Annotated in this window: 18 protein-coding genes; 13 read left to right on the top strand and 5 right to left on the bottom strand. The window is 72.5% G+C overall.

The window, feature by feature from the left end:
• Nucleotides 1-88 precede the first annotated feature (88 nt).
• Nucleotides 89-2,581, top strand: coding sequence for an ATP-binding protein (locus tag DEI91_RS02380; protein WP_111050750.1), 2,493 nt, complete (start codon nucleotides 89-91; stop codon nucleotides 2,579-2,581).
• A complete protein-coding gene (locus DEI91_RS02385; RefSeq protein ID WP_111050751.1) occupies nucleotides 2,578-3,264 on the top strand; it encodes a response regulator in 687 nt (228 codons plus the stop codon). Before DEI91_RS02380 ends, DEI91_RS02385 begins: the two co-directional genes overlap by 4 nt.
• Here the strand turns inward: DEI91_RS02385 and DEI91_RS02390 are convergent.
• The 3 genes from DEI91_RS02390 to DEI91_RS02400 form a co-directional block, all read right to left on the bottom strand.
• Nucleotides 3,240-3,920, bottom strand: coding sequence for a nucleotidyl transferase AbiEii/AbiGii toxin family protein (locus tag DEI91_RS02390; protein WP_258371639.1), 681 nt, complete (start codon nucleotides 3,918-3,920; stop codon nucleotides 3,240-3,242). The two genes, DEI91_RS02385 and DEI91_RS02390, sit on opposite strands and share 25 nt — an antisense overlap.
• The gene (locus DEI91_RS02395) at nucleotides 3,917-4,228 is read right to left on the bottom strand and encodes a transcriptional regulator (RefSeq protein ID WP_110900366.1); all 312 of its coding nucleotides are present in this window, start codon (nucleotides 4,226-4,228) and stop codon (nucleotides 3,917-3,919) included. Before DEI91_RS02395 ends, DEI91_RS02390 begins: the two co-directional genes overlap by 4 nt.
• 88 nt (nucleotides 4,229-4,316) lie before the next feature.
• Complete coding sequence (locus tag DEI91_RS02400; RefSeq protein WP_258367457.1) at nucleotides 4,317-5,255, bottom strand: LuxR C-terminal-related transcriptional regulator; 939 nt, start codon at nucleotides 5,253-5,255, stop codon at nucleotides 4,317-4,319.
• 113 nt (nucleotides 5,256-5,368) lie between these two features.
• On the opposite strand from DEI91_RS02400, the gene hxlB reads away from it, so the two are divergent.
• From hxlB to DEI91_RS02430, 6 genes are all read left to right on the top strand, one after another.
• Entirely contained in the window at nucleotides 5,369-5,941 is a 573-nt protein-coding gene (gene hxlB, locus DEI91_RS02405; RefSeq protein WP_111050753.1) for a 6-phospho-3-hexuloisomerase, read from the top strand.
• 26 nt (nucleotides 5,942-5,967) lie between these two features.
• Complete coding sequence (gene hxlA, locus DEI91_RS02410) at nucleotides 5,968-6,597, top strand: 3-hexulose-6-phosphate synthase (RefSeq protein ID WP_110824313.1); 630 nt, start codon at nucleotides 5,968-5,970, stop codon at nucleotides 6,595-6,597.
• Between the two features lie 276 nt (nucleotides 6,598-6,873).
• The gene (locus tag DEI91_RS02415) at nucleotides 6,874-7,341 is read left to right on the top strand and encodes a hypothetical protein (protein ID WP_146234070.1); all 468 of its coding nucleotides are present in this window, start codon (nucleotides 6,874-6,876) and stop codon (nucleotides 7,339-7,341) included.
• Nucleotides 7,342-7,425: 84 nt separating this feature from the next.
• A complete protein-coding gene (locus tag DEI91_RS02420) occupies nucleotides 7,426-8,103 on the top strand; it encodes a response regulator transcription factor (protein ID WP_111050754.1) in 678 nt (225 codons plus the stop codon).
• Complete coding sequence (locus DEI91_RS02425; RefSeq protein ID WP_258374257.1) at nucleotides 8,096-9,427, top strand: HAMP domain-containing sensor histidine kinase; 1,332 nt, start codon at nucleotides 8,096-8,098, stop codon at nucleotides 9,425-9,427. Before DEI91_RS02420 ends, DEI91_RS02425 begins: the two co-directional genes overlap by 8 nt.
• Nucleotides 9,428-9,507: 80 nt before the next feature.
• Nucleotides 9,508-10,149, top strand: coding sequence for a PepSY domain-containing protein (locus DEI91_RS02430; RefSeq protein ID WP_111050755.1), 642 nt, complete (start codon nucleotides 9,508-9,510; stop codon nucleotides 10,147-10,149).
• A 103-nt stretch (nucleotides 10,150-10,252) separates the two neighbouring features.
• On the opposite strand, the gene DEI91_RS02435 is transcribed toward DEI91_RS02430, so the two are convergent.
• Complete coding sequence (locus DEI91_RS02435) at nucleotides 10,253-11,605, bottom strand: APC family permease (RefSeq protein WP_111050756.1); 1,353 nt, start codon at nucleotides 11,603-11,605, stop codon at nucleotides 10,253-10,255.
• Nucleotides 11,606-11,787: 182 nt separating this feature from the next.
• On the opposite strand from DEI91_RS02435, the gene DEI91_RS02440 reads away from it, so the two are divergent.
• From DEI91_RS02440 to DEI91_RS02460, 5 genes are all read left to right on the top strand, one after another.
• Nucleotides 11,788-12,630, top strand: coding sequence for an HAD family phosphatase (locus tag DEI91_RS02440; protein ID WP_111050757.1), 843 nt, complete (start codon nucleotides 11,788-11,790; stop codon nucleotides 12,628-12,630).
• Complete coding sequence (locus DEI91_RS02445) at nucleotides 12,627-15,134, top strand: glycoside hydrolase family 65 protein (RefSeq protein ID WP_111050758.1); 2,508 nt, start codon at nucleotides 12,627-12,629, stop codon at nucleotides 15,132-15,134. The genes DEI91_RS02440 and DEI91_RS02445 overlap by 4 nt, the downstream gene beginning before the upstream one ends.
• A 148-nt stretch (nucleotides 15,135-15,282) precedes the next feature.
• Nucleotides 15,283-16,050: an SDR family NAD(P)-dependent oxidoreductase gene (locus DEI91_RS02450; protein ID WP_111050759.1), complete on the top strand. Its 768-nt coding sequence runs from the start codon at nucleotides 15,283-15,285 to the stop codon at nucleotides 16,048-16,050.
• Between the two features lie 37 nt (nucleotides 16,051-16,087).
• Complete coding sequence (locus DEI91_RS02455) at nucleotides 16,088-16,552, top strand: prevent-host-death protein (RefSeq protein ID WP_110910554.1); 465 nt, start codon at nucleotides 16,088-16,090, stop codon at nucleotides 16,550-16,552.
• Nucleotides 16,553-16,576: 24 nt separating this feature from the next.
• Complete coding sequence (locus tag DEI91_RS02460; RefSeq protein WP_110900375.1) at nucleotides 16,577-16,900, top strand: hypothetical protein; 324 nt, start codon at nucleotides 16,577-16,579, stop codon at nucleotides 16,898-16,900.
• 24 nt (nucleotides 16,901-16,924) lie between these two features.
• Here the strand turns inward: DEI91_RS02460 and DEI91_RS02465 are convergent, their stop codons facing one another.
• Complete coding sequence (locus DEI91_RS02465; protein ID WP_111050876.1) at nucleotides 16,925-17,443, bottom strand: DUF1697 domain-containing protein; 519 nt, start codon at nucleotides 17,441-17,443, stop codon at nucleotides 16,925-16,927.
• Nucleotides 17,444-17,471 lie beyond the last annotated feature (28 nt).

The following is a 17,471-nucleotide window of genomic DNA, read 5'->3' on the forward strand; positions in this document are numbered from 1 at the left end:
GTCCGGACCAAGGGAAACCGCGGTTCGCGCTGGATGTGGTCGTGCGGGTCCGGTCCGCGCCGGGCCCTGCGCAGGAGAGGATGAGCGCGTGAAGCGAGGGAAGCTGCGAGTGCTGCTCGGTGCCGCCCCCGGCGTGGGCAAGACCTACACGATGCTCGAAGAGGGCCGCCGGATGGCCGACCACGGCCGCGACGTGGTCGTCGCCGTCGTCGAGACCCACGGCCGCGCCGCCACCGCCGCACTGGTGGACGGGCTCGAGGTCGTCCCGCGCCGGACGGTCGAGCACCGCGGGGTCGCGCTCGACGACATGGACCTCGACGCCGTGCTCGCCCGCCGCCCCGAGGTCGCCCTCGTCGACGAGCTCGCCCACACGAACGCCCCGGGCAGCCCGCACGAGAAGCGCTGGCAGGACGTCGAGGCGCTGCGGGCCGCAGGCATCGACGTCATCTCGACGGTGAACGTGCAGCACATGCAGTCCCTCGGTGACGTCGTCCGCGAGATCACCGGCACCGTGCAGCGCGAGACCGTCCCCGACGCCGTCGTCCGCGCCGCCGACCAGATCGAGGTCGTCGACCTCTCCCCGCAGGCCCTGCGCGACCGCCTGTCCGACGGGCTCGTGTACCCGGCCGCCCGCGTCGACGCCGCGCTGTCGAACTACTTCCGCCTCGGCAACCTCACCGCCCTCCGCGAGATCGCCCTGCTCTGGCTCGCCGACGAGGTCGACGACGCCCTGAAGCGCTACCGCGCCGAGCACGGCATCGCCAACCGCTGGGAGACGCGGGAGCGCGTCCTCGTCGCCCTGACGGGAGGCCCGGAGGGCGAGACCCTGCTCCGTCGCGGCGCCCGCATCGCGGCCCGGTCCGCCGGCGGCGAGCTCGCGGCCGTGCACGTCACGACGAACGACGGCCTCCGGGAGCGGCACCCCGGCGCGCTCGGCACGCAGCGCGCCCTGCTCGAACAGCTCGGCGGCACCTACCACCAGGTCGTCGGCGACGACGTGCCGACCACCCTCGTCCGGTTCGCCCGGTCGATCGACGCGACCCAGATCGTGATGGGGATCAGCCGCCGCAGTCGACTCGCCGCCGCACTCACCGGCCCGGGCATCGGCAGCACGGTCATCCGCGAGTCCGGCGACATCGACGTGCACGTCGTGACGCACGAGCGGGCCGGCGGCGGATTCGCGCTGCCGAAGCTCGGCGGGAGCCTGTCCCGGAGCCGGGTGGTCGCCGCGTTCGTGCTCGCGCTGGTCGCCGGTCCGCTGTTGACGTGGCTCCTCAGCCTGACCGACGACGCCGACTCGATCACGGTCGACGTCCTCGCCTACCAGCTGCTCGTGCTCGTCGTGGCGCTCATCGGCGGCATGCTCCCCGCGGTGTTCGCCGCCGTGCTCTCCGGGTTGAGCCTCGACTTCTTCTTCGTGCAACCCCTGCACCAGGTCACCGTGCAACAGCCGTGGCACCTGGTCGCCCTCGTCATGTACGTCGTCAGCGCCGTGCTCGTCAGCTTCGTGGTCGACCGCTCCGCCCGACGCTCCCGCACCGCCCGCCGTGCGGCCGCCGAGTCCGGCCTCCTCGTCGGGATCGCCGGCAGCGTCCTCCGCGGCGACGACGCCCTCCAGGCCCTCGTCGACCGGACCCGTGAGGCGTTCGGCTTCGCCGGGGTCCGGGTCCGCCAGGGCGACGAGGTGCCGGCCACGTCCGGGACGTTCGGGGACGCGCCGGACGCGACCACGAGCCTCCCGTCCGGCGCCGTCCTGGAGTTCGCCGGCGCACCCGACGACCCCACCCAGCGCCGGCTCCTGCGGGTCGTCGAGCAGCAACTCGACGCGGCCCTCGAGCACCGCGCGCTCACCCGCACCGCCGTCGACGCGGAGCGGATCACCGCGGTCGACCGGGTGCGGAGCGCGATCCTCGCGGCCGTCAGCCACGACGTGCGGCGGCCGATCGCCGCCGCCTCCGCGGCCGTGCAGTCGCTCCGTGCGCGCGACGTCCGCTTGGGCGAGGCCGACCGGGAGGCCCTGCTCGCCACCGCCGACGAGAGCCTCCGGCAGCTCGCGGTGCTGTTGGGCGACCTGCTCGACGTGAGCCGCGTGCAGGCCGGGGTGCTCGCCGCGTCCCCGGTCCCGACCTCGCTCGACACGGTCGTCGCCCCCGCGCTCGACGAACTCGAGCTCGGGCCGGAGGACGTCGACCTCGACCTGCCCGCCGAACTCCCGCCGGTGCTCGCCGACCCCGTGCTGCTGCAGCGCGTCGTCGTGAACCTGCTCGCCAACGCCGTCCGCTACTCACCCGACGGCGAGCGCGTCCGGATCGCGGCGAGCGCCTTCGCCGGCGGGGTCGAACTCCGGGTCGCCGACCGCGGCCCGGGCATCCCCGAGGACCGGCGCGAGGACGTGTTCCAGCCGTTCCAGCGCCTCGGCGACACCGACAACGACACCGGACTCGGACTCGGACTGGCGCTCGCACGGGGGTTCACCGAGGGCATGGGCGGCACGATCGAGGTCGACGACACCCCGGGCGGCGGGCTCACCGTCGTGGTGCGGCTGCCGATCGCCGGACATCTGGGAGTGGTGGGACGATGAAGGTGCTGATCGCGGACGACGACGCGCAGCTCGTGCGGGCGCTCGCCGTGACGCTCGGGGCCCGCGGGTACGAGGTCGTCACGGCCCGGGACGGTCGGGCGGCCATCGACGCCGTCATCACCGAGCGGCCGGACATCGTCATGCTCGACCTCGGCATGCCGCGGCTCGACGGCATCGGGGTGCTCGAGGGGATCCGCGGGTGGTCGCAGGTGCCGGTGCTCGTGCTGTCCGGGCGGACGGACTCGGGCGACAAGGTGGACGCACTCGACGCCGGGGCCGACGACTACGTGACGAAGCCGTTCGAGATGGACGAGCTGCTCGCCAGGCTCCGGGCGCTCGGTCGGCGGCGGGCTCCCGCTGGTGGTGAGACCGCCCCGACGATCCGGATCGGCGACCTCGTGGTGGACCTCGTCGCGAAGCAGGTCACCGCTCCCGACGGCCCCGCGATCCGCCTCACCCCGACCGAGTGGCGGCTGCTCGAGGTCCTCGTGACGAACCCGGACCGGCTGCTGACGCGGGAGATGCTCCTCACCGAGGTGTGGGGCCCGACGCACGGCACCGACTCCGGGTACCTGCGGCTGTACATGGCGCAGCTGCGGCGGAAGCTCGAGCCGGAGCCGTCGCACCCGCGCTACCTCGTGACGGAGTCGGGGATGGGCTACCGGTTCGCACCGGCGGGCTGACCTCCGGTCTCGTCCTCCAACTCGCCCGCCCAGGCGAGCGCGCGCTGCCGGAGGGCGGCGACCTCCGGCGGAGCGACGCCGTACTCGGCGAACCGGTCGTCCGCGACGCGGGTCACGAGGCGGAGCTGCTGTGCGAAGACGACGGGGTCGTACCCGTCGTCCCGCTCAGCGACGAGACGCAGGAGATCGGCGTCCGTCCACCGGCCGGAGGCCCGGATCGCGTCGACGTCGATGAAGTCGCGCACCTCGAGGCGGCCGTAGAGCGCGTCGAGCTTGGAGGCGACGGCGTCGTCCGCGGCCAGCACCGGCCCGATCGGGAGATCCGCCGGGGCATGGCCGCGCCAGTCGTACCCGAGGTCCATCTCCACACGGTCACCCTGCGCGGACGTCACCAGGAGCTGCGCGAACAGCTCGTCGTGCCGTCGGACGTCCACCCGGTACCCGTGTCCGGAGAGGACGCCGACCGCGTCCTCGACTGCGGTACGGAACAACTCGCGGTCGTACCGGTCGGTGAACAGGTCGATGTCGCGGGTCGGCCGGTCGACGAGGCCGTGCTCGCGGATCGCGCCGGAGCCAGCGAGCACGAAGCCCTGTCCGCCGACCGTCCTCAGGACGAGCGCGGTGACCTCCCGCTGCGCAGCGCGCAGGTCGGTCACGCCGTCAACTCCGGGAAGTGCGCCTCCCACGCTGCCCGGACGCGATCGGGCAGCAGGAGATCCGGCCATGTCCGGACGAGCAGGTCCCGGTCGAGCAGCGCCGCCTGGGCTCTGGCGTTGCCCTCGCGGAGGACCGCTTGGTACGCCTTGGCGACGTCCGAGGTGGATGCCAGGTCGACCAGCGGTTCCGGGCCCCAGTAGACCTCGAGCGGGAGCACGAGCGGACCGGTTGCCGGACCGCGGAGGTCGTCGAGGGAGGCGACGACGTCGACCGGCTTGACGTCCTGGAACAGCACACGCGGGTTCATCACACCTCCCTCGCTCCGATCGTGCCAGAGCCGTCGGTAGGACGCCACCGCGCCGTGGGTAGGACGCCACCGCCCGCGTGGTCCCGCTTCAGCCGGCGTGCACGTGCGCCGCGAGTTCCGCCCGGGTCCGCGCCCCGAGCTTCCGGAGCAGGTTCGCCACGTGGTACTTCGCCGTGTTGACGGAGATGCCGAGGCCGTCCGCGATCTCACGGTTGCCGACCCCCGTCGCGACGAGCCGCAGGACCTCGGCCTCGCGGGGCGTCAGGTCGGCTTCGTCCGGGCTCGGCACCGATCCGGGGGCGGGGTCGAGCGGGATCGTGATGTCGAGCACGGACCCCCAGCCCGGCGTCGAGTCGACGTGCATCCGTCCGTCGAGGACCCCGACGCGCTCGGCGATCGGCCGCATCGCGTCGTCCTGCACGTCGTGCGTCCCAGCTCCGTCGTCCCGTAACTGCATGAGCAGATTTCGCCCGTCGCAGTCCCACTGGATGCGGACCCGGTTCGCGTTGCCCTCGTCGACGAGGGTGAGCACCGCGTTCCGGACGATCGCCCGGGCAGCGTGCGCGACGTCGCCGGGGAGCGCGCGGCCGGTCGCGGGCGGTTCGACGAACTGCACGTCGAGGTCACCGAACCGGACGAGCGGACGCAGATCGGCGCGCAGGCGCGAGAACGCCCCCGTCACCGGCTCGAGCAAGACCTCCCGCTGGCGGTCGCTCGACGTCCGCAGGTCGACGAGGGCTGCGGACGCGACCTCGACCGCCTCCGCACGGGCCGCGGCGTCGCCGACGCGGGGGGATCGCAGGACGGCGAGCACCGACTCGAGGGTGAGCGAGTGCCGGTCGGTCAGGTCCGCGACGACGCGGGCGTGCTCCGCGGCCTCCGCGCGGCTGGCGTGGGCGACGGCACCACCGGCGGGTGCGGGGAGCGCCGGGCGGGAGGCCCGACCCGGCCCCGCGACTGACGTCACCTGGTCGTCGGGAGCGGTGCGCGCCTCCCGGCCGGTCTCCGGGTCCGTCACGTCGTCCACGGGGCCGAACCTACCCGCCCTGCTCTGCGCGACGACCCCACCCACCCGTTCGGACGGGACGCCCGCCGTGTCGGGTAGCGGCGGACCGCGGCGGACAGGCGCAGGCTCAGGGCATGTCCGAACAGACCCTCACCGCCGCGCTCGACCTCGTCAGCCACGAACTCGACGACCTCGTCGACGCGGTCGGGGAGAGCGACCCGGAGTCCGCTGCACGCGCCCTCGACCTGCTCGACGGCGCCGAGCGTGTCTTCGTGCACGGTGCCGGGCGCTCCGGGCTCGCGCTGCGGATGACCGCGATGCGGCTCATGCACCTCGGGCTCGACGTCCACGTCGTCGGCGAGGTGACGACCCCCGCGATCGAGTCCGACGACGTCCTGCTCACCGCGAGCGGCTCGGGCACCACCGGCAGCATCGTGCAGGCCGCGCGGACCGCGGTGGACGTCGGCGCGCAGGTCGTCGCCGTGTCGACCACGGCGTCGTCGCCGCTCGCCGAGCTGGCCGAGGTCACCCTCGTGCTGCCGGCCGCGACGAAGACCGACCGCTCCGGCGCCGCATCGGCGCAGTACGCGGGCAGCTTGTTCGAGCAGGGCGTCGTCCTGCTCGGTGACGCGCTGTTCCACGCGCTCTGGCAGCGCAGCGGACACTCCGCCGACGACCTCTGGCCGCGGCACGCCAACCTCGAATGACCCCCACGGAAGAAGGAAGCACCAGCATGCAGCTGCAGTTCGCCATCGACACCCTGTCCACCGAGACCGCGCTCGAGCTCGCCGCCCAGGCAGCCCCGCACGTCGACATCCTCGAGCTCGGCACCCCGCTCGTGAAGAGCGCCGGCGTCGCCGCGATCACCGCGATGAAGGAGGCGCACCCGGACAAGATCGTGTTCGCCGACCTCAAGACGATGGACGCCGGTGAGCTCGAGGCCGACATGGCGTTCCAGGCCGGGGCCGACCTCGTCACCGTGCTCGGCGTCGCCGGGGACAGCACGATCGTCGGTGCGGTCGCCGCCGCGGAGAAGCACGGCAAGGGCATCGTCGTCGACCTGATCGGCGTGCCCGACAAGGCCGCTCGTGCCCGCGAGGTGACCGCGCTCGGCGTCGAGTTCGTCGAGGTGCACGCCGGCCTCGACGAGCAGGCCGAGGAGGGCTTCACCTTCGACACGCTCCTCGACGAGGGCAAGGCCTCGGGTGTGCCGTTCTCGATCGCCGGTGGCGTGAAGGCGTCGTCCGTCGCCTCCGTCAAGGCCGCCGGCGCTCGCGTGGCCGTGGCCGGCAGCGCGATCTACAGCGCCTCGGACGTCGGCGCTGCCGCCGCCGAGATCCGCGCCGCGATCGACGCCGCGTAGTCCCCTCGCAACACGCCACGTGGGCGACACCGCGCACGGGATCCCGTTGCGCGATGTCGCCCACGTTGCGTTCCCCGAGACGCCGTTCCTCCTCCGAGACGCCGCGGTGCTGGCGAGACGCCGCGGTATCCGGCGGCGTCTCGAGGTGGACAGGGCGTCACGGGGACACGGGGGCGTCGCAGCAGCCGGCTGGTCGTGGCCGGCTCACCCGCTCGGATGACCGGGCACCGCCGTTCGGCCGATGTCACCGCCTCGCCTGCTCCCTAGCGTGAGGGCATGACTTCAGGGTGGGACGCGTGGGGGCAGGACGACGACTGGGAACGCTGGACGGCTCGGCCGTCCAGAGCGCAGCGGGAGATCGCCGAGCGGGTACCGCGCCCGTCACGAGAGGGTGCTCGTCTCCTGGCAGTCCTGACCAGCATCGGCGTCGTGCTGTGGATCGCGGGACTGTGCCTCGTCGCCCAACGGGCCGCAACACGGGACGTCCCGCTCGGCGGCCTGATGCCGGCCGCCGTCGCCGGTACCTCCCCGGACCAGCTCGAACACATCCACGGGCTGTGGGGCATGCTCCAGCTGACGACCCTGCCGGTGATGCTCGTCCTGTTCGCGACCGCCGCCTGGTCGTCCCGTCGACGTCGGGCGCGGTGGAGCCCGGCCGTCGCCATGGCCCTCAGCGCCGTCGGCATGACGGTAGGGGTCGCGCTCGTCATGCAGGGCATGCAGACGTGGTCGCTCAACCGCTGATGCGGGCTGTCCGGTGAGCGTCCGAGAGACCCCGGCGCGGCCCGGCTTCAGCGCCGGTTCAGGCCGCGCCGCCATGCTCGGACGATGCGCGTGCTGGTGGTCGACGACGAGGTGCGGCTCGCGGACGGCATCCGGAAGGGCCTCCAGGCCGAGGGGTTCGCCGTCGACGTCGCCCACGACGGGGTCGACGGGCTCTGGTACGCCCGCGCGAACCCGTACGACGCCATCGTCCTCGACCTGATGATGCCGGGCATGAGCGGCTGGAAGGTCTGCGAGACCCTCCGCGCCGAGCAGGACTGGACCCCGGTGCTCATGCTGACCGCGAAGGACGGCGAGTGGGACCAGGTCGACGCCCTCGACGCCGGCGCCGACGACTACGTGACGAAGCCGTTCTCGTTCCCGGTGCTCGTCGCACGACTCCGCGCGCTCGTCCGGCGCGGCTCCCGGGAACGGCCCACGGTCCTCCAGGCCGGTGACCTCCGCCTGGACCCCGCGGAGCGACGCGCCTGGCGGGGCGAGACGCTGCTCGACCTGACGAGCCGCGAGTTCACCGTCCTCGAGTACCTCATGCGCCACCCCGGGCAGGTGCTGTCGAAACGGGACGTCATCACGAACGTGTGGGACGACGACTTCACGGGGGACCCGAACATCGTCGAGGTCTACGTCGGGCACCTCCGCCGCACGGTCGACCGGCCCTTCGGGCGGAACGCGATCGAGACCGTCCGCGGGGCCGGGTACCGCCTCGCCGCCGACGGTGGCTGACCGGTCCCGTCCGTCCCGTCGCCCCCGATCCATCCGTGCGCGCGCGACGGGAGGAGCGGCCCTCGTCGTCCTCGTCGCCCTCGTCGTCGGCGCGGTCGCCTTCGTCGGGGTCCTGCGGAGCTCGGTGGTCGGCGGCGTGCGGACCGCGGCCGAGCAGACCCTCGACGGGCTGACGAGCCGGGTGGAAGCCTCCGGTGTCGACGCGGTGCGTGCCGAGGACGACGACGTGCTCGCTCAACTGCAGGACACCGACGGACGGGTGCTGGCCAGCGCGGAGGACGGCCCCGACCAGCCGCTCGCACCCGCCGAGGAGTCCCGGTACCGACACGACGGCGAGACGTGGCTGCTCGTCGCCGACGACGTCGACCTGCCGGACGGCACCGACGGTGTCCTCGTCGTCGGCGTCCCGCTCGAGGACGCCGACGCCGCCGTGCAGACCGTGACCGTGCTGCTCGTCGTCGCCGTCCCGGTCGTCGTGGCGCTCATGTCGCTCGTGACGTGGATCGTCGTCGGCCGTGCGCTCCGCCCGGTCGACCGGATGCGCCGCGAGGTCGACGAGGTCGAGGGCACGAACCTGCACGCGCGCGTCGACGAACCGGGCTCCGGGGACGAGGTCGACCGGCTCGCCGCGACGATGAACCGCATGCTCGGCCGGCTCGAGGCGTCCCAGCAGGCACAGCGGCAGTTCGTCTCCGACGCGTCACACGAACTCCGGTCCCCGCTCGCCACCATCCGACAGCACGCCGAGGTCGCCCGGGCGCACCCCGAGGTCACCGATGTGCGGGAGCTCGCCGACGTCGTGCTCGACGAGGGCGCCCGCCTGCAGGACCTCGTCGAGTCGCTGCTCCTGCTCACCCGCCTGGACGAACGCGGACGCGACCGGGACCGTCCCCTCGACCTCGACGACCTCGTGTTCGCGGAGGCGTCCCGGCCCCGGACGACCGTGCACGTCGACGTGTCGGGGGTTGCACCGGCACGGGTGCGCGGCGACGACCGGCTGCTCGGACGGGTCGTCCGGAACCTCGTCGACAACGCCGTCCGGCACGCCGACGGGTCCGTGGTCGTCGGGCTGGGGAGCGACGGCGGCGACGCGGTGCTCACGGTGGACGACGACGGGCACGGGGTCCCCGAGGCCGACCGGGCGCGTGTGTTCGACCGGTTCGTGCGGCTCGACGAGGGCCGGGCACGGGACGCCGGTGGCTCCGGGCTCGGGCTCGCGATCGTCGACGCCGTCGTCCGAGGACACGGCGGGACCGTGGCGGTGTCGACAGCGCCCGGTGGCGGCGCACGGTTCACGGTCCGGCTGCCACTCCTGCCGCACTGAGTCCCGCCCGAGCCCGTCCGCCGGGCGTGGACCCAGGTCGCTTCAGGTCTGCTTCAGTGCCCGCTCGCCAGAGTGACGACATGCAGACCACGAAGAAGCCCACCGCCCGCCGCATCGCCCTCCTCACCGCACTCCCGCTCGTCGGGGCGTTGGCGCTCGCCGGGTGCGCCACCGACGACGACCGCGACGACGTCGCAGCACCCGCGGCCTCCGCCCCGTCCGTCTCGGCGACCGAGGGTGCGACCGGCGGCGACGACACGACCACCGGCCCCGCCGCCGCACCGGGGGAGGACGCCCTCGTCGCCGCGGCGACGACCGCGCGGAAGGCCGTCGGCACCGGCACGGTGACCTCGATCGAGCAGGAGGCCGGCGGGACCTCGTGGGAGGTGCTCGTCGTCACCGACGGCGGCGACGAGCAGGAGGTCCACGTCGACGCCGACGGCGAGCGCACCACCGCGGGCCCGACGAAGGAGACGTCGGACGCGGACGACGTCGCGGAGAACGAGCGGTTCGTCGACGCCGCCGACCTGTCGGTGACGCAGGCCGCGTCCGCGCTGACGAAGGCGGTCCCCGGCACGGTCACCGAGCTCGCGCTCGACGACCACGCCGGCACGGTCGTCTGGGAAGGTGACGTCCTCGACGGCTCCGGCACGACGCACGGTATCCGCATCGACGCCGGCAGCGGGAAGGTCCTCACGAACACCGTCGACACCGACGACTGATGACACGCCCCGGAAGGGGCATGCGGTCCGGTGCAGCGAGCGACACGGCGGACGTGGGACGGGCCTCCAGGCAGTGTGTGCCGGGAGGCCCGTCCCGCACCCGTCAGCGGGCGTCGGTGTCGGACGTGGTGCGCTCGCGGCCCCGCGTCGCGCGGGCGATGAAGTAGAGCACGACGCCGACGGCGAGCAGGATCGCCGCGTACAGCCAGACCTGCCCGCTCTGCTGCGTGAGCAGCAGGACGCAGGACGCGACACCCAGGACGGGTACGACCGTCCACACCCGGAAGTGCTCGTGCTCCACGGTGTCCTTGCGGAGCACGAGGACCGCGACGTTCGTGCTGATGAAGACGAAGAGCAGCAGGAGCACGACGGTCTCGGCGAGCGTGCCGACGTCCCCGACCAGGGTGAGGAGCATCGCGACGACGGTGGTGGCGATGATCGCGGTCCACGGCGTCTTGCGGTTCGGCAGGACCTTGCCGAGCAGACTGGGCAGCAGACGCTGTTCGGCCATGCCGTAGGTGACACGGCTCGCCATGATCATCGTGAGCAGGGCGCCGTTCGCCACCGCGACGAGGGCGATGATGCTGAACACCCACTCCGGGATGCCGACGCCGGTCGCGGCGACGACCGCCAGGAGCGGGCCGCTCGAGTCGGACAGCTCCGACGCGGGCAGCGCGATCGAGCTGGCGAGTGCGACGAGCACGTAGACGACGCCGGCGGTGGCGAGGGAGCCGAACAGCGCACGGGGGTAGACCTTGGCCGGCTCGCGGACCTCCTCGGCGACGTTGGCGGAGGTCTCGAAGCCGACGAACGAGTAGTAGGCGACGATCGCGGCGCTGAGGGTCGCGAGCGCGGGGTTCGCACCGGTGGGGAACGCGCCGACGCGGGAGACGTCACCGCCACCGCCGCCCATCATCACGGCGACCGTGACGATGACGATGACGAGACCGGACAGCTCGATGATCGTCATCACGACGTTGCTCTTCAGTGAGTCGGAGATGCCGCGGGCGTTGAGGCAGGCGACGAGGGCGAGGAAGACGATCGCAGCGGGCACCGGCGGGACGTCGATGAAGGTGCCGAGGTAGTCCCCGGCGAAGGCGAGGGAGAGGCCGGCCGCGCTCGTCACGCCGGCGGCGAGCATCGAGAAGCCGACCAGGAACGACACGAGCGGCACCTTGTAGGCACGCTCGGCGAACACCGCGGCACCACCGGCCTTCGGGTACTTGGTGACGAGCTCCGCGTACGAGCCCGCGGTGAGCAGGGCCAGGAGCAGCGCGAGCAGGAGCGGGGCCCAGAGCGCACCGCCGACGTCCTTCGAGAGCGTCCCCATGAGGGCGTAGATGCCCGCGCCCAGGACGTCGCCGAGGATGAACAGGAACAGCAGGGGACCGGTGATCGCCTGCTTCAGCTTCGAGCCGGTCCCGTCCTGCGGCCGTGCGGTGGTGTCGGATGTCATGGTCGCGAGCGTCTCTGCCCGTTGCTGGACGCGTCCACAGTTCCGCGTCCACCGGACTGGACGGGGACCCGCCGGGACCGCCGATGGGCATCGCCCGTCGCTGGAGGACAGCGCCCCGTGCCGGTCCTAGAGTGGGACGCGCAGCACTCGTGTTCGACACCGCTCCCCGGAAGGTCTGCCCCATGACGTCGTCGGATCGGCGAACCCCTGCTCGCCTCGCGGACCAGCGAGCGCTCCTCTTCGACCTGGACGGCGTGCTCACGCCGACGGCCGAGGTGCACATGCGCGCCTGGAGCCGCCTCTTCACCCCGTACCTCGCCGCACACGGGGTCGCCCCGTACACGGAGCAGGACTACTTCGCGTTCATCGACGGCAAGCCGCGCTACGACGGCGTCCGCTCGCTCCTGCACGACCGCGGGATCGACCTGCCCGAGGGCACCCCGGCGGACGACCCCACCCTGGACACCGTCTGCGGGCTCGGCAACCGGAAGAACGCCGAGTTCACCGCGGAGCTCGAGGAGCACGGCGTGGCCGCGTACCCGGGGTCGGTGCGCTTCCTCACCGCAGCGATCGCCGCGGGCTACGAGGTCGCCGTGGTGTCGAGTTCCGCGAACGCGAAGCACGTGCTCCGCACCGCGGGCATCATCGACCGCTTCGACGTGATCGTCGACGGCGCCGTCGCGCGCGCGGACGGGCTCGCCGGCAAGCCCGCCCCCGACACGTACCTCGACGCGGCGACCCGCTTCGGACTGACCGCGGCGGAGTGCGTCGTGGTCGAGGACGCGACGAGCGGTGTCGAAGCCGGCCGGAACGGTGCCTTCGGCCTGGTGGTCGGGGTGGACCGCGGCGCCGGGGCCGACGCCCTCCGCGAGCACGGCGCCGACGTCGTCGTGTCCGACCTCGCCGACCTGCTGCCCGACCTGCGCGGTGCCGGCACGGACGTGCCCGCCGCCGACCTGCGCGGGGCGGGCACCGACGCGCCCGCTGCCGACCTGCCTCCCGTCGACCCCCGGAAGACCGCATGAACCCCATCACCGAAGACCCCCTCGACCGCGTCCGGTACCCGGTCGACGAGTGGGCCCTGATCGAGACCGAGTACGCCGACGAGCAGGGCGTCGACGAGACGAACTTCGCGGTCGGCAACGGGTACCTCGGCCTCCGCGGCAACTTCGACGAGGGTCGCGGCGGCGTCCAGTACGGGACGTACATCAACGGGTTCCACGAGACGTGGCCGATCCGGCACGCGGAGACCGCCTTCGGGTTCGCGAAGACCGGGCAGACGATCATCAACGTCCCCGACGCCAAGGTCATCCGCCTGTACGTCGACGACGAACCGCTCGTCCTGTCCGAGGCCGACATCCTGCGGCACAGCCGTCGGCTCGACTTCCGCGGCGGCTACCTGCTGCGGGAGACCGAGTGGTCGACACCGTCCGGCAAGCGGGTCCTCATCCGCTCCCGGCGCCTCGTGTCCTTCGTCGAACGGCACCTCGCCGTCATCGACTACGAGGTCACGATGCTCGACCACGACGCGTCGGTGCTGCTGTCGAGCCAGGTGCTCAACCGGCAGGACGTCGCCGACGAGTACCACGCCGGGATGAAGGCCGCGGCCGCCGCGTTCGACCCGCGCAAGGCCGAGTCGTTCACGGACCGGGTCCTCCAGCCACGACTGAAGCGGAACGCGGGCTCCCGCGCCCTGCTCGGCTACCAGGCGTCGAGCTCCGGCATGACGATCTGCGTCGGCGTCGAGCACCGGCTCGAGACCGAGAACGCCTGGGACGAGACCTCGAGCATCGAGGACGACCTCGCCAAGCACGTCTACCGGGTGCAGGCGAAGGCCGGGCAGCCGATCCGTCTCGTCAAGAGCATCGTCTACCACACCTCCCGCGGGGTCCCGGCCCGGGAGCTCGCCGACCGCTGCGACCGCACGCTCGACCGCGCCAAGTACGAGTCCGTCGAGCAGGTCTTCGGCGAGCAGCGGAAGTGGCTCGACGACTACTGGGCCCGCAGCGACGTCGAGATCGCCGGGCAGCCCGAGGTCCAGCAGGCCGTCCGGTGGAACCTGTTCCAGCTCGCGCAGGCGACGGCCCGCACCGACGGCCACGGCATCGCCGCGAAGGGCGTCACCGGCTCCGGCTACGGCGGTCACTACTTCTGGGACATGGAGATCTACGTCCTGCCGTTCCTGTCGTACACGGCGCCGATCGTCGCCCGGAACGCGCTCCGCTTCCGCTACAACATGCTCGACGCCGCCCGTTCCCGGGCCCGCGAGCTGAACCAGCGGGGCGCGCTGTTCCCGTGGCGGACGATCAACGGCGAGGAGTCCAGCGCCTACTACGCGGCCGGCACCGCGCAGTACCACATCGACGCGGACATCGCCCATGCCCTCATGCAGTACGTGCGGGCGTCCGGGGACACCGACTTCCTGAAGCGCGGCGCGATCGACATCCTCGTCGAGACCGCCCGGCTGTGGGAGGACCTGGGGTTCTGGCGCTCGAACGGCGACCAGAAGTTCCACATCGACGGCGTCACCGGGCCGGACGAGTACACGACCGTGGTCGACGACAACATGTACACGAACGTCATGGCGCGGGCGAACCTGTGGTCGGCCGTCAACGCCTGCCGGCAGCTCGCGGTCGACGACCCGGACGAGTACGCCCGCATGGTCCGTCGTACCGGCCTCGACGCCGAGGAGATCGCCAACTGGGAGCGCGCCGCCGAGTCGATGGAGATCCCCTTCGACCCGCACCGCGGCATCCACCCGCAGGACGCCCAGTTCCTCGACAAGGAGCTGTGGGACCTCGAGCGCACGCCCGAGTCGAAGCGCCCGCTGCTCCTGCACTACCACCCGCTGGTGATCTACCGGTTCCAGGTGCTCAAGCAGGCCGACGTCGTGCTCGCGCTGTTCCTGCAGGGCCACGAGTTCACGCCCGCCGAGAAGCGCCGGGACTTCGACTACTACGACGCGCTCACGACGGGCGACTCGACCCTGTCCGCGGTCGTGCAGTCGATCATGGCCGCCGAGGTCGGCTACCACGAGCTCGCCGACCAGTACTTCCAGACCGCGCTCTACGTCGACCTCGCCGACCTGCACGGCAACACCACGGACGGCGTGCACATCGCGTCCACCGGCGGCATCTGGGGTGCACTCGTCAACGGCTTCGGCGGCATGCGGGACCACGGTGGCCGGCTCACGTTCAACCCGCGCCTGCCCCTGGACTGGGAGCGCCTGACGTTCCGGATCACCGTGCACGGTTCGCGAGTCCGCGTCGACCTGACGCAGGACGCGCTCACGTTCACCGTCGAGACCGGCGGCGGATTCGACGCGTGGGTCCACAACGCGCCGATCGAGGTCCGACCGGGCGAGCCGACCGTCGTGCCGCTGCCGCACCAGGGGCCGCGGATGAGCGGCCACGCGCCGACGACCAGCGACATCCAGGGCACGCTCCGTGCCGACGGGTCGGTGATCACCGCCTCCATCCCGACGATCTCGCTGGAACGCGACCTGGAGGACGACGACACCACCGCGTGACCGGCCGGGAGGCCCGCCCTCCCTCCGCCTCCGCTGCCCGCTTCCGCCTGGACCACCGTCCAGGCCGGGGCGGGCAGCGTGGTCTCCCGTGCCCCTCCGGGCCGATGACGTCCCACCCCGGGCACGACCGTCGCGAGAGGAGCACATCATGGGCAAGCGGTTCGAGGGCAAGGTCGCGATCGTCACGGGCGCGGGGTCCGGCATCGGCGAGGCCACCGCGCGGGCGTTCGTCGCCGACGGTGCGGGCGTCGTCCTGGTGGACAGCGTGGAGGAGAAGGTCCGCGACGTCGCCGACTCCCTGCCGACCGAGCAGGCGCTCTGGCTGCAGGCGGACGTCGCGGACCCGGACGCGTGGCCGACCGTCGTGGACGCGGCGATCGACCGCTGGGGTCGCGTCGACGTGCTCGTGAACAACGCCGGCACGTTCACGTCCGGCGACATCACCGAGATCGCGCCCGAGGAATGGCGTCGGGTCGTCGAGACCGACCTGTCGAGCGTGTTCTACGGCACGCGGGCGGCTCTCCCGGCCCTACGGGACACGAAGGGGTCCGTCGTGAACACCTCGTCGGTGTCCGGACTGGCGGCCGACTGGCGGATGAGCCCGTACAACGCGGCGAAGGGCGGCGTGACGAACTTCACGAAGGCCGCCGCGCTCGACAACGGCCAGTACGGCGTCCGCGTCAACGCGGTGGCGCCGGGCCTCATCTGGACCGACCTGACGACGTCCCAGGCGGAGGACGAGGAGCTCAAGGCCGCGTTCGCCGAGCGGATCGCCCTCGGTCGCGGCGGCCGGTCGGAGGAGGTCGCCGCCGCGGTGCTGTTCCTGGCGAGCGACGACGCGTCGTTCATCACCGGCGCGGTCCTGCCCGTGGACGGCGGCACGACGGCGAGCAACGGGCAGCCGCCGCAGGCGTGACCTTGCGTTCAGAACACGTTCTGAAGAGAATGTCGTCATGACTCTCCTCGCTCCACCACGACGTCGGCGGATCGTCCAGTCGTCGGACCTGTCCCGGCACGCGAAGGACGTCTTCGCAGCGGCCGAGCAGGAGCCGCTCGAAGTGACGCGCCGCGACGGCGCTCCGCTCGTGCTCACCACCAAGGCGCGGTCCGACGACGACGATGCCGTCCTCGACATCGCCGCGGAGCTCATCGCCGCCGTCACGGTGAACGAACACCTGCCGTTGCACGAGCGTCTCGCGATCCCGTACCCGTGGATCGCCATGCTCAGCCGTGACGACCAGCGACAGTTCGCGCGGGAGATCGTCGAGGTCGCCCGGGGTTCGTTCGCGTTGCGGCAGCCCCGCAAGCTCCTGCTCGAGATGCAGGCGTGGCGCAACTCGGCCGAGGCGATCGCGGCCGGCTGGGCCGCCGCGGAGCCCGAGCTCCTCCAGGAACCGGTCGTCGTCGAGAAGCCCTGAGTCGTGGCGGCACGACGGAATGCGGTGCCCCGTCCGGTCCGCACGGACGAGTACACGATCGTGCTCGCGACGAGGTCGGCGGAGCAAGGGTGGCGAGACCTCGTCGCGACGCAACGGAACGCCGTCGTCGCGGCATGGGAGCGGCTGGCAACGGATCCGCTGACCGAAGACCTCACCTGCCACGCACTGCGTGGTGCGTTGGGGACGGTGGCCTACCTCGGCCGGTCGTGGGTCCGTCGGCAGCTGGAACTGAAGCGCGGAGCCCGGGTCTGGTTCGTGGTCGACCCCGAGGAGCGTGTCGTGCACCTGCTCGACGTCCACACGCGTCACCCGAACCAGACGAAGTGACGCGAGTGCGGGCCGCCGTCTGCCTCAGAGGAGCTTGCGGAGCGTGTTCGTGTTCCGGGTCGTCGTGGTGCGCTTGAAGCGGGCGGCCCCGGCGCGCTTCGCGAATGGCGTCGAGGTGCTCGACCCCTTCGGGCACGACCAGTAGACGACGCCGTCACCGCGCGCGACCTGCTCGACGCCGTCGGCCGTGACACCGTCGAGCAGGTCGTCGAGCGCGGCGTCCTCGGATCCGAAGACGACGTAGTCGTGCCGGTCCTTCGCAGACGGGAACGGGAAGCCCGCGACGATCCCGGCCACGGCGGCGTGCGGGACGAGGACGATCCAGGCGTCGTACCCGAAGCGGTCGCGGAGTGCCTGCTCCACCGCCGCCCGGAGCGCATCCGCGTCGGCCGCGTCGTCCGCGGTGAAGAGGACGTTCCCCGACGCGAGGACCGTCCGGACGTCGGTGTGCCCGAGGCCGCGGACGAGCTCGGCCAGCTCGGCGCTGCGGATGGTGATGCCGTTCACGTTCACCCCGCGCAGGAGCGCCACCCACCTCGTCATGTCGTGACGGTAGCGCGGGCCGGACGGG

The organism is Curtobacterium sp. MCBD17_032 (genome assembly GCF_003234855.1).
Taxonomy (GTDB): Bacteria; Actinomycetota; Actinomycetes; order Actinomycetales; family Microbacteriaceae; genus Curtobacterium.